This window comes from Streptosporangium sp. NPDC004379 (assembly GCF_042873875.1).
Lineage (GTDB): Bacteria > Actinomycetota > Actinomycetes > Streptosporangiales > Streptosporangiaceae > Streptosporangium.
The window spans coordinates 347,535-359,553 of sequence record NZ_JBIAMC010000003.1 but is presented as its reverse complement, the minus strand read 5'-3'; the positions used below and the strand labels follow the sequence as shown (position 1 = coordinate 359,553).

Genomic DNA, 12,019 nt, shown 5'->3' with positions numbered 1-12,019 from the left:
GAGGTTAGCTCACTATTCGGCCGCGCGCCGATACGACACGACATGCGCCTCGGCGGAGGCCTCCCAGGTGAACTCCCTGGCACGGGCCGGTCCGGCCGCCGAGAGCGCCCGGCGGCGCTCCCCGGAGGCCAGCAGCGCGCGCAGCGCCTCACCGATGCTGACGTCGTCCGGCTCCGTGTAGGCTACCGCGTCGCCTCCCACCTCCGGCAGCGAGGTGCGGTGCGTGGTGAGCACCGGGGCGCCGCAGGCCATCGCCTCCAGCACCGGCAGGCCGAAGCCCTCGCCCCGGGAGGGGAAGGCCGCCACCGCCGCCCCGCCGAAGAAGCCGCACAGGTCGGTGAAGGCGAGATACCCCGGCATCAGCACCCGCAGGCGCGACGGCGCCTCGCGCACCGCGTCCTCCACGCCGGAGTCGCGGGCGCCGGCCGCGCCCCCGGCCAGCACCAGCGCGGGGGGCGAGGGCAGGTCGCCGACGGCGCGGACGAAGCCGCGGACGAGGTTCGGGACGTTCTTGCGCGGCTCCAGCGGGCCGAGGAAGGCCACGTAGGGGGTGCCGTGCAGGCCGAGCCGGTCGGCGGCGTGCCTGACCTCCCGTGCGGACGGCGGGTGGAAGAGGGCGGGGTCCACGCCGTGGTAGGCGACGTCGATCCGGGTCGGGTCGGCCGCCAGCACCCGGACCAGCTCGTCCCTCGTCGCCTTGGAGGGCACGATCACCCGCGCGGCGTGCCGTACGGCCGTGCGGGTCGCCGAGCGGAAGAAGGACGCCTTGAACGGGTCGTGCTGGGCGGGCTCGGTGAAGCAGGTGACGTCGTGGACGGTCACCACGGTCGGCAGGCCCGAGCGCAGCGGCATCGAGTAGTAAGGAGCGTGGATCACCGTGGCGCCGACCTGCCGGGCCAGGAACGGCAGCCCGGTCTGCTCCCACGCCAGCCTGGCCGCGCGGTTGGCGATCCGCAGCGGGCCGGTGAGGATCCGCGCCGACGGGGCGAGCGCGGCGTACCGCTCGCCGTCGGCGCGCTGGCAGACGATCGCGAGGTCCGCGCCGCCCCGGTCGAGCGCCGCGACCAGCCCGTCGACGTATCTGATCAGTGCGCCGCGATCCGCAGGGACCGCGGCCGCGTCCACAAGCACCCGGAACGTCACCGAGGATCACTCCCCCCAACGGGTTCGGTGGGATGCGCGCGGAAGGGCCGCCCCTCTCCAGTCCCTCACTCTATTGCCAGAGCCTCGGGAAACGTGCGACGAATCACACGAGTCCTCCCCGTGCGGCTCACCCGGATCCTCCCGTACGGCCCACCCGCGCTCACCCGGCTCGGACGGTTCCTCCCTGCCCGGCCCACCCGGGTCCCATACGGCTCAGGCGGGTTCTTCCCGGGCGGCGTCGTGCGGGGAGGGCACCTCGCGCCGCGCCGCCAGCCCCGCCGCCCCCGCGCAGACGAGGTCGCCGATGATGATCACGACCCGGGAGCAGAGCGCCACCGCGATGGCCGACCCCCGGTCCAGGACCGGCGCCATGACGGCCACCATCGCCACCTCGCGCACCCCCGCGCCGGCCGGGACCACGAACGTCATGATGCCCAGGCACCACGACAGCGCGAACGCCCCGATGGAGAACAGCACCGCCGGGATCCCGGAGGGGCCGAGCTGCGTCACGAGCACCGCCAGGTGCAGGCCGTAGGCGACCCAGCCGAGCGTCGCCCAGCCCAGCGCGGTGAGCATGCCCCGGCGGGTGAGCGGGCGCTCCAGCGGCCCGCGGCCCAGCTTGCGCAGCCCGAACCCGAGGACCGCGTTGACCACGCGCGGCTCGAACGCCACCGCCAGCACCGGCACCAGCAGGAACACCCAGGCGTACGGCATCGCCGCCCCCGGCAGGGCGACCAGCAGCGTCACCGCCGAGACGACCAGCCCGCTGGCCAGTTGCACCGGCAGCGTCAGGAAGAACGCCGCCGCGCTGCGCGGCCGGGGCACGCCCAGCTCCCGGCCCATCTCCATCTGCGCGAGCACCGGCCACAGCGAGCCGGGGATGTACTTGCCGAGCTGACCGACGAAGAAGACCTTCGCCCCGGCGCGCACCGGCAGCGGCGAGCCGAGGTCGGCCAGCAGCGCCCGCCACGTCATCATGCCGCCGCCCAGCGCCGCGACCACCGCGACCAGCGACAGCACGAGCGACGGCCAGGACAGGCGCGCGAAGCCGGCGCTGATCTCCGTCCACTGCTTCGCCACCGCCCACGCCCCGAACCCCAGGGCGACGAGCAGGAACGCGACGCGGACCAGCCTGCGCAGCGGCCTGGCCCGCCCGGCGGGCCTGACGGCGTCCTCTTCCCCGCGGCCCTCGGGCCTCTCCGTCGGCATGCGGCCTCCCCCGGCCGTCACGGCCCGGCCACGGGACTCGCAGGGTCCCCCGTGGGACTCACGGGGTTTCCCATGGGGCTCACCGGGTGGCCACCGGGTCGGGCGGCTGGGGCAGCGACGACCCGGCCGGGCGGCGGCCGCCCTTGGTCGCCACCCACAGGTAGGTCGGCACCACCGGCAGCAGCGCCCGCAGGACGGGGCGGGGCAGCCGGGACAGCACGGCGGTGGCCGCGCGGCCCGCGACGCCCGGGAACAGCTCCGACCCGGCGAAGGCGGCGGGGGTGGCGAGCACCGGGAAGGTGTAGTCCCACACCGTGAACCCCCGGACCATCCTCCGCAGGCCGCGGCGGGTGCGGTAGCGCTCGTAGTAGCTGTCGGCCCGGCCGGAGAGGCGCACGTAGCGGTCGGCCAGCGCCGGCGGCAGGTAGGACAGGAACGGCAGCTTGTAGTGCGGCTCCATCACCCCGAGCCGGTTGCCCAGCCCGAGGTACAGGACGCCGCCGTCGGCCAGCACCCGGTGCATCTCGGCCATGATCGCGTCAGGGTCGACGACGTGCTCGTAGATGTGGTTGAACACCAGCACGTCGACCGAGGAGTCGGGGAACGGCAGCGCGGTGCCGTCGGCGCACACGAACCGGACCCGGTCGCCGAACCGCTGCGCCGCCCGGCGCAGGCCGGGCACGTCGATGTCGACGCCGAAGGTGCGGCGCGCGCCCGCGGAGGCCAGCTCATCGGCGATGAACCCGGCGGAGCAGCCGATGTCGGCGACGGTCAGCCCTTCGAGGACGTCCTTGTCGCGGCCGAGGAAGTGGCCCAGCACCGCCACGATCTTCGCGGCCTTGCGGCGGCGCTTCTCCTCATCCAGCATCGCCGCCTGGAACTCGGAGTACTCGAGCTGGGCCTGACGCTCCCCGCTCGCCCCGCCTCCCGGCCTCCCGCTCGCCTCTCCGCTCACAGAGTCGTCCACCGCTTCCCACTCGCCCCGCGCCGTCACCCGGCGCGCCCGGCCCGTCGTCCGTCGGCGTCCGTCGCCTTCAGCCGCCCGGCGGCGCGTCCGACTCCTCGTCCGTCCCCGCCCGCCGGCGGCCGTCGTCTCCGGTCGCCCGGCGGCGCGTTCTCGTCCGCGCCGCCATGCCGCCCAAGCGTACCGGCGCGCCCACTGCCTACCGCCCGGTACGGTCCCGGCCGTACTGTGTGCGCATGCTCCACCGAATCCGGACAAGCCGCCTGCTGCGGGTCCTTCTCGCCCTCGTCGCCGTCGGTTTCCTCGGCTACGGCCTGGCCCGGAACTGGGACGACACCCGCCGCGCGCTGACGGAGCTGTCGTGGTGGTCGGTCGCCGGGGCCTGGGCGTCGGTGATGGCCGGGGCGGGCTGCATGCTCGTCGCCTGGCAGCGGGTGGTCGCCGGGCTCGGCTCGCCGCTGCCGATGCGCGTGGCCGCGCGCGTGCTGTTCGTGGGGCAGCTCGGCAAGTACGTCCCCGGGTCCGTCTGGGCCTACGCGGCGATGATGGAGCTGGGCCGCGACCACGGCTGCCCGCCCCGGCGCACCTTCAGCGCCACCTCGATGGCCCTGCTGGTCTCGCTGGGCTGCGCGGTCGGCCTCGCCGCCGCCACGCTGCCGTTCACCGCCCGGTCGATGGCCGGGCGGACGTGGTATCTCGTCCTGATCATCCCGGTGATCGCGGTCTGCCTGCACCCGAAGGTCCTCACCTGGGGGCTGAACCTCGCGCTGCGGATCGCCCGCCGGGAGCCGGTCGAGCGGGTCCTGCCCGGCCGCGCCCTGCTCTCGGCCCTCGGCTGGACCCTCCTCGGCTGGCTGCTGTACGGCCTGCACGCCTGGCTCGTCCTGGGCGACCTGACCGGCGACTTCTCCCTCTACGCGCTCGGAGCCGGGGCCTACGCCGCCGCCTGGGCCACCGGACTGCTGATCGCGGTCGTCCCGGCGGGGGTGGGCGTGCGCGAGGCCGCGATGGCCGCGGCCCTCATGTCGGGGCTGAGCCAGGACACAGGCGGCCTGACGTCGGCGCGGACGGTCGCCGTCGTCGCCGTCGTCGCCCTCGTCTCCCGGCTGGCCTTCACCCTCACCGACCTGGCCTGGGCCGGGATCGGCTGGCTGCTCGGCCGCCGGGCGCGGGCTCAGGCCCCGGCGGAGACCAGCGCGTCGGCGTACGCCGCCCAGTAGGGATCGGGGTCGACGGCCTTGACCCCGGCGCGCAGCCGCTCGGGCTCGCCCGGCCGGTAGAACCTCTCCAGCGCCGCGCGCAGCGCCTCCACCGACCCCGGCTCGACGAGCAGGCCGTCCACACCGTCGGTGACGTGGTCGGCGAGCGTGCCGACCCGGGTGGCGATCACCGGCACCCCCAGCTCGTGGCCGAGCCACACCTGCTGGCTGGCCGTACCGCCGCGGTAGGGCAGGACCAGCGCGTCCACGTCGGCGAACAGCGCCGGGAGGTCCTCGTCGGCGACGTAACCGGGCCGCAGCTCCACCCGGGTGGTCAGCCCCAGCTCGCTGACGAGCGCCTCGATCTTCTCGCGGACCCCCCAGAACTCCCCGGCCACCCGCAGCGACACGCCCTCGGGCAGCGCGCGGATCAGCAGGTCGAGCCCCTTGTACGGCCGGACCAGGCCGAAGAAAAGCAACCGGTTCGAGACACCCTCGACGTGGCCGCTCTCACGAAGCCCCCGCGGCAGGTGCGGCGCCATCTCGGCGACCTTCACCGGGGCGGACGTCAGCCCGCGGGCCAGCCCGGCCTGCTTCTCCGAGTGCGTCAGCACGCCGTCCACCCGGCGCAGCAGCGCCCGCACCAGCGGCTCGTCGTACGGCTTGCGCTCGTGCGGCAGCACGTTGTGGCACAGCGCCACCACCCGGGTGCGCCGCCGCAGGCCGGACAGGATGCCGAGGTAGGGCGGCACCTGCACCGAGCTGAGCAGCACCAGGATCACCAGGTCGGCGCCCGCGAGGCGGCGTCCGGCGCGGAACCAGCCGTCGGGCCGCCGCCAGTCGAGGTCGCGGCGGACGTTCGGGAACGGCCGCTCGTCCGGGGTGTCCACGGTCTGCTGCCCGGGGTAGAGGAACGACGGGTACTGCGCCCGCCACGTCTCGACCACCACGTCGTGCCCGGCGTCGCGCAGCCGGTGCGCCAGCTCGGCGGTGTGCGCGGCGCCGCCGCCCTTGTACGGGTGGACCGGCCCGACGATCGCGATGCGCATCTACTCGCTCCTGGACCGAACGATGAGGTCCGCCAGCAGCGCCAGCGAGCCGATGAGCAACCCGGAGATGAAGATCACGATGGTGTTGCTGGCGAGGTAGAAGGGGTGAAGGACGTTGTCGTAGATCCCCTTGACGATACCGATGCAGACCAGCCAGATGGCCGGCGGCATCAGGACCTTCAGCGGGTTGAAGTACATCACCATCCGCAGCACCTGCAGGATGTAGCGGTAGGCGTCGGAGATGAAACTGAACTTCGACTTCCCGGCCCGCTTGCTGTACTCGATCGGCAGGTAGTAGACGTCGTGCTGGTTCGACAGGAACGACAGCGTGATCGTGGTGACGCAGGAGAACCCGGGCGGCAGCAGCCGCAGGTAGGGCCTGGCGACCGACTTGCGGAACGCCCGCAACCCCGAGTTGAGGTCGGGGATCCGCTGCCCCGCCAGCCGCTCGGCCACCTTGCGGATGAACCACTTGGCCGGCACCCGCAGGAACTTGTGCGAGCCCTCCTCGGTGGTCCGGGCGCCCACGACCTGGTCGATCGTGGGGTCCTTCTCCAGGAGCTGGACCAGCTCGGGGATCCGCTCGTTGGGGTAGGTCATGTCGGCGTCGGTCCACACGACGATCTCGCCGCGGGCCTCCTGGGTGCCGATCCTGCGGACCGTGCCCGACCCGCCGTTGCGGTGGAACGCCCTGATCCGCATGTTCGGGAACCGCGGCGCGGCCTCCTGGAGCCTGGCCAGGGTCTGGTCGGTGGAGCAGTCGTCGACGGCCACGAGCTCGTAGGTGTAACCGCTGGCGTCCATGGCGGCGCAGATGCGCTCGACCTCGTCGATGACGTGGTCCTGCTCGTTGTAACAGGGCAGAACGATCGTCACGTACGGCGTTGCGTCCACGGCTGGTCCACTCTCGGAGGTCGTCTCGGGCGTACTCACGTCCGGCGAGGATACTCAGCCTAGCCGAGCCCCGTGGCACATCACCCGACCCGGGCACCTCCCGAAGGGACCGCCCCCGGGCCTCCGGGGGAGGTCACACCGCGGATGACGGGCGAGGACACCCACTCCGCCGAGCGATCCGGCCACGCGGAAACGCCGCTCGTCAGCCTTGCGGCTCCTCGTCGGCGTGGGACGCCCAGGCGGGATCCCCGCTGGAGACGTATCCCACGGCGGGCACGGCCGCCTTCACACCCGCGAGAGGAAGGATCACGGCGATCGGTTCGCCGTGATCGATGATGGTCAGCGCTTCCCCGGCTTTCACCCGTGCGAGAAGCCGACCGGCCCCTTGGATGAGATCACCCGCTTCGACGGGGTGATCCGCAGGCCGGGGTTCGCTCATGCGAGGACTGTACGCCTCGGACGGTCACGGAAGCAGGCGAACGCTCCGGCGCTCAGCCGTTGTCCGTCGGTTCGGCCTTGAGGACGCCCGGCAGTTTCCCGATCGTCTCCGCCAGCGCTTCAGCGCCGCGCGGATCGGTGAGCTTGACGTAGTACTGCTCGGAGAATCCCGCCGGGTCCAACCGCCTGCCGGGCCGCAGGAAGCCGGTCAGGGCGAACGACGTGACCCGCGCGGCGTGCTCGGCGTCCTCCAGGTAGAGGCGTTCGACTCCCCTGGCGCCCGCCGCCTCGGCCTCGATCATCCTTCTCTCCTCTGGGGTGGCCGGGCCGCGGCCCTCGCAGGCCTCCGTGTCCCCCACGGGACCGCAGAGGTCGATACGGAGATCGGCCTTGTCCTCCCAGAAGTCGCGCCCCCGGACGACGACGTTGCTCGTCCCCGCCTGCGGTTTCCTCTGGAACGCGGACTTGAACGGCATGATGTCGGCCCGGCGCCGCAACGTGCCCCCGAACGACTCGGGCATGTCCTCGACCCTGATCGCGGAGAGCAGGGTCTCGTTGTCGGCGTTCACCCTGCGGAACAGCTCCCACGCCTCCCGCCGGGACTCGAACCGCACCGTCGCCACCCCGGGCATGGCCTTCAGCCTCGCCCGCAGCGCGCGTTTCTGCTTCCCCGTGGTCGCCCGCTTGTGGCAGCTGGCGAAGACGCTGTCGTCCTCGCACAGGAAGACGGTGAACTCCCCGCCCTCGGGCCAGGGGCCGTCCGGCGGCGGGAGCACGTTCACCGCCGCGGGCCGGGGGCCGTCCCCCGGGAGAGGAGCCGCGGCCCCCGCCGTACCGAGCATCGTCGCGACGGCCACCGCGACCAGCGGCAGGGAGTGTGAGCGCATGGAGCCGACTATGACGATCTTCACGGATCCGGTCAATCCGTTTGGTCCCACCGGTCGGGGCCGAGGGTTCAGGGCTCGGCGGGAGGGTTCTCGGCGGGGACGGTCATCCAGGCGTCGATGGCGGTGGACCAGGTGCCGTCCGGGGGGCTGACGAGGGAGCGCTCGTCCTGGCGGGTGCGCAACGCCATCACCTGGACGGGCGTGCCGCCGTACCGGGTGAGCTGGCTCTCCTTGACGGCGAGCAGGACGGGGACGCGGCCGGCGGCGCGGATCCGGGCGGCCAGGCGCAGCACGTCGGCCTTCCCGGCGACGTCGGAGCCCCACAGCGGGGCGACCCGCCCGGTCGGGACGCCGCAGGTCCCCCGGACCACCTGGGTCAGCCGTTCGGCGGTGACCCGCTCGACGATCAGCACCGAGGCCCGTCCGGGCAGGGCCGCGCACATCGCCTCGACGGCCGCGCGCTCACCCCGCTCGATCGGGGTGAAGGCCGTGCCGATCGAGGTGACGGCGGCGGGGACGACGAGCAGCGCCATGCCCACGGCGGTCAGGTTCCGCTGCGCGGCCGGGCCGTAGCCCATCCGGCGGATCTTGTCGCGCGTCCAGCGCAGGCCCCACACGGCGAGCAGGATCAGGCCGGGCACGACGACCGGGACCAGCCGCCGGGAGGCCCAGGGGTGGTCGGGGGTGATGGCCGGGCGGTAGAGGGTCGTGACGGTGGTCCAGCCGATCACGGCCAGCGGCAGCAGCCAGCCGAACCCGGTGCCGCGGGCGAGCCTGCGGGCCAGGACGGCCGCGGCCAGCGTGGCGAGCACCACGGCGGGCACCCCGATGTACCACATCACCCAGTGCAGGGAGTCCTCGTAGTACAGGCGGGTGCCGTCCACCGGCAGGCCGTTGGCCCGCTGGGTGGTCCTGATGAACAGGGCGTTCAGCCGGTCGGCCTGCGTGGTCGGCACCCGGGTGACCTGCTGCAGCCAGGGCCGGGCGGCGAAGGCCGCCATCACCGCGACCACCAGGCCGGCGACGATCTCCGGCAGCCACCGCAGCGCCGCGACCCGGCGCAACGCGGCGGCGAGCGGCCGGGCCAGCAGCGCGGCCACGACGGTGAGGGCCACGACCGCGCCGCAGATGAGCAGCAGCGGCGTGAGCGAGCTGGACAGGTATCTCAGGTACGGCCGCGACAGCAGGTAGCCGGCGGCGACCCCCAGCCCGGTGCCCACGACGAGCCCGCCGAGCAGCGGGAGGCCGAGCCGTCCCTCGTCGCGCAGGCCGGTCCGGCCCATGGCGATGAGCAGCCCGGCGTAGACGAGCACCGGCAGCACGTCGCGCAGTCCGTCGATCCTGACCAGGACCGCCAGCCCGAACACCAATCCGGCCAGGGCCGCCCCGATCAGCGCGGCGCGCGGCTGGGCCTCCCGGACCGCTCCGGGCCGCTCGGCGGAGGGCGTGGCGGGCAGGTAGCCGATGCCGGTGACCCCGGCGCGGAGCCTGGTCCGGGCGTCGTGCAGCAGGACGAGGCCGCCGAAGATCAGGATGAGGGACGGGATCTCGCTGAACGTGGTGCGTGCGGTGTAGAGGAAGGGGAGGCTCACCGCGAGCAGCAGCGCCGCGACCGGCGCCCAGCGCCCGCCCGCCAGCCGGGCGGTCAGCCCGGCGACGACCAGCACCGCCAGCGCCCCCAGGACGGGCGGCGCGAGGAGGATCCCGGTCAGGCCGCCCAGCCAGTGGCCGAACGCGTACAGCAGCGGCGGCCCCGGCATGAACTGCGGCACGACCGCGCCGCCCGAGCTGTAGAAGCCCGCGCTGTCGAACAGGAGCGCCGGATCGGGGCCGCCGAGGGCCGCGGCGTCCCGTGGGATCGGCAGCGAGCCGTGGCGGGCCAGCCAGACCGTGGTCTGCGCGTAGGTGGCGGGGTCGCGGCGGACGACGAGCTGCTCGCTGTGGAAGACGGCGTTGAAGACCGCGGAGCCCAGGGCCACCGCGATGACCGCGCCGGTCTGCCGGGCCGTCGCCTCGACCGTCTCGGGCAGGCGTCGCAGGCCGTACCCGCACAGGACGACGGCGGCGAACAGGCCCAGCGGCACCGCGGCGAGCGGCCGGAACCAGCCGAGCAGCAGCAGCGGCAGCCCGGCCAGCAGCCAGCCCGCCAGCACGAGCGCGGGCGCGGCCGACAGCACGGCGAGCACGGTGCCCGCCGAGGGCCGGTGCGCGCGGTCTCGCGGGCCGGCGTCGGCGACCGGCGTCGAGGGTGGTGACGGGCTCATGGCTGGACCCGAGCGTAGTGGCGGCCGGAACCGGCGGCGACGGGCCGCCGGGCCGGGCGTCGTATCCCGAGCCGGGGCGGGCGTCGCGTCCGGTGTCACACCGGCCGCCGGCCCGGGGGTCGCGTCCGGCGTGACACCGGACACGGGGCCGGGTGTCGCGCCGGGCGCGGGGCCCGGGTCGGAGCCGGTAGCGTACGCAGCGCGCGAAGGGGGCTGGACGTGGGCGGGCGGGTGCGGCGATACCGGCGTTTCCTGCGGGAGGCGGGCGGGTGGGCGCGTGGACGGCTCCCGCGCGGCGTGACCCGAGGGGTGCGGCGTCACCGGTGGTTTCTGGGCGTGCTGGGCCTCGGGACCGCCCTGCGGGTGGTCACCGTGCTGGGATACCGGCCCGCGCTGTGGTTCCCCGACTCCTACACCTACGTCGTCACCGCCCTGCGGCCCCGGCCCGACCTGGTCCGGCCGGCCGGATACTCCATGTTCCTGCGGCTGTTCGAGCCCTTCCACAGCTTCGCCCTCGTCGCGTCGGTCCAGCACCTGCTGGGTCTCCTGGTCGGCGTGCTCGTCTACCTCACCGCCCGGCGGCTGGGCGCCCCGGGCTGGGCGGCGGTGCTCGCGTCGGTTCCTCCGCTCCTGGACGCCTACCAGATCGAGCTGGAGCACCTGCTCGTCTCAGACACATTGTTCGCCACTCTGGTCATGTCGGCCGTATGCCTCGCCGTGTCCCGGGCGACCGGACCGGTTCCGTCTGGTTCGTCCGACCCGGGCCGAGGCCCGTCCGGTGCGCGGAGCCGTACGGCGGGCGGGTCCGGCGTGCCGGGGATCCGGGCGGGAGGGCTGGTGGCGGCGGGCGGGATCGGCCTGCTGGTGGCGGCGGCGACGCTGACCAGGACGGTCGGCCTGCCGCTGGTCGCGCTCTTCGCGGCCTGGCTGATCTACCGGGCGCGGGGCCGGGTGCTCACCGCCGGGGTGATGGTCGCCGCGGCGCTGGTGCCGATCGCCGGGTACGGCCTCTGGTTCCACGCCACCTACCAGCGGTTCGGCCTGGTGGGCGCGAACGGCGTCTTCCTGTACGGCAAGACGATGACCTTCGCCGACTGCGCGGTGATGAGGCCGCCGGCCGACCTGGCGGTGCTGTGCGACCCGCGCCCGCCCGCGGAGCGGCCCCCGGCCCAGGAGTACGTCTGGAGCAAGGACTCGCCGCTGGTCAGGCTGCCCGGAATCACCTTCACCGAGGAGAACGAGGCGCTGGCCGGGCGGTTCGCGTCGCTGGCCATCGCCCGCCAGCCGCTCGACTACCTCGGCTCGGTGCTGTCGGAGCTGGCCCGCTCCTTCGCCCCGGGCCGCCCGGTCTACCCCGACGCGGAGGTCTACGGCTACTACGAGTTCCCCGCGACGCCGCCCCCGCCCCCGGGCCGTTACCCGGCCACGGTGGGCGCCGAGTTCGCCCGGCGCTACGAGCGGGGGCCGATCGACGTCCGGATCGCCGAGCCGTACGCGGGCTGGATGCGCGCCTACCAGCGCGTCGCCCGGCTGCCCGGCACGGCGGTGCTGGTGATCGTCCTCGTCCCGCCGGTGACGGCGGCGGCGCGGTGGCTGCGGCGGAGGCCGCGGGGCGGTGCGACGGATCCGGGGAGCCCGGCCGGGGGCCGTACCGGAGGGTCGTGGCGGCTGCGACGGGGTCCGGCGGGGCGCTCGTGGCGGCTGCGGCGGGGACCCGTGGAGGCGGCTGGGGAGGCGGCCGGGGCCGGGTCGGCGGTGTGGCCGCTGCCGTGGGCGACGGCGGTGTCGTTGCTGGTCATGCCCCCCGCGGTGGCGGAGTTCGACTACCGCTACGTGCTGCCCGCCGTACCGGCGGCCTGCCTTGCCGCCGCTTTTATGACCTCTAAACCTTCGTTACATAACATTCCAAGAAATGTCCGTATCTGAGTATGCTGTCCGCGGATCATTCACGGGGGCTGTCAGGGCTGTCATG

At 74.1% G+C, this 12,019-nt stretch carries 10 protein-coding genes; 2 read left to right on the top strand and 8 right to left on the bottom strand.

What is annotated here, in order from left to right:
* Positions 1–12: 12 nt before the first annotated feature.
* The 3 genes from ACFYSC_RS08860 to ACFYSC_RS08850 all read right to left on the bottom strand — a co-directional run bounded on the left by ACFYSC_RS08860 (position 13) and on the right by ACFYSC_RS08850 (position 3,319).
* Positions 13–1,143 (bottom strand): glycosyltransferase family 4 protein, encoded by a 1,131-nt coding sequence (locus ACFYSC_RS08860; RefSeq protein ID WP_389958703.1) that lies wholly within the window; start codon positions 1,141–1,143, stop codon positions 13–15.
* Positions 1,144–1,356: 213 nt separating this feature from the next.
* The gene (locus ACFYSC_RS08855; RefSeq protein ID WP_389958701.1) at positions 1,357–2,352 is read right to left on the bottom strand and encodes a YbhN family protein; all 996 of its coding nucleotides are present in this window, start codon (positions 2,350–2,352) and stop codon (positions 1,357–1,359) included.
* A gap of 79 nt (positions 2,353–2,431) precedes the next feature.
* Entirely contained in the window at positions 2,432–3,319 is an 888-nt protein-coding gene (locus ACFYSC_RS08850) for a methyltransferase domain-containing protein (RefSeq protein ID WP_389958698.1), read from the bottom strand.
* Positions 3,320–3,552: 233 nt separating this feature from the next.
* Here ACFYSC_RS08850 and ACFYSC_RS08845 point away from each other — a divergent pair, with 233 nt between their 5' ends.
* The gene (locus ACFYSC_RS08845; RefSeq protein ID WP_389958695.1) at positions 3,553–4,536 is read left to right on the top strand and encodes a lysylphosphatidylglycerol synthase domain-containing protein; all 984 of its coding nucleotides are present in this window, start codon (positions 3,553–3,555) and stop codon (positions 4,534–4,536) included.
* On the opposite strand, the gene ACFYSC_RS08840 is transcribed toward ACFYSC_RS08845, so the two are convergent.
* The 5 genes from ACFYSC_RS08840 to ACFYSC_RS08820 all read right to left on the bottom strand — a co-directional run bounded on the left by ACFYSC_RS08840 (position 4,491) and on the right by ACFYSC_RS08820 (position 10,047).
* Positions 4,491–5,564 (bottom strand): glycosyltransferase family 4 protein, encoded by a 1,074-nt coding sequence (locus tag ACFYSC_RS08840; RefSeq protein ID WP_389958692.1) that lies wholly within the window; start codon positions 5,562–5,564, stop codon positions 4,491–4,493. The two genes, ACFYSC_RS08845 and ACFYSC_RS08840, sit on opposite strands and share 46 nt — an antisense overlap.
* Positions 5,565–6,458, bottom strand: coding sequence for a glycosyltransferase family 2 protein (locus ACFYSC_RS08835; RefSeq protein ID WP_389958689.1), 894 nt, complete (start codon positions 6,456–6,458; stop codon positions 5,565–5,567).
* Positions 6,459–6,660: 202 nt separating this feature from the next.
* Positions 6,661–6,897, bottom strand: coding sequence for a type II toxin-antitoxin system Phd/YefM family antitoxin (locus ACFYSC_RS08830; protein ID WP_389958686.1), 237 nt, complete (start codon positions 6,895–6,897; stop codon positions 6,661–6,663).
* 52 nt (positions 6,898–6,949) lie between these two features.
* Positions 6,950–7,783 (bottom strand): permease-like cell division protein FtsX, encoded by an 834-nt coding sequence (locus ACFYSC_RS08825; RefSeq protein WP_389958683.1) that lies wholly within the window; start codon positions 7,781–7,783, stop codon positions 6,950–6,952.
* 68 nt (positions 7,784–7,851) lie between these two features.
* The gene (locus ACFYSC_RS08820; protein WP_389958680.1) at positions 7,852–10,047 is read right to left on the bottom strand and encodes a hypothetical protein; all 2,196 of its coding nucleotides are present in this window, start codon (positions 10,045–10,047) and stop codon (positions 7,852–7,854) included.
* Positions 10,048–10,383: 336 nt separating this feature from the next.
* Between ACFYSC_RS08820 and ACFYSC_RS08815 the strand changes: the two genes are divergently transcribed.
* Positions 10,384–11,973, top strand: a complete 1,590-nt coding sequence (locus ACFYSC_RS08815; protein WP_389958677.1) for a hypothetical protein — start codon at positions 10,384–10,386, stop codon at positions 11,971–11,973.
* Positions 11,974–12,019 lie beyond the last annotated feature (46 nt).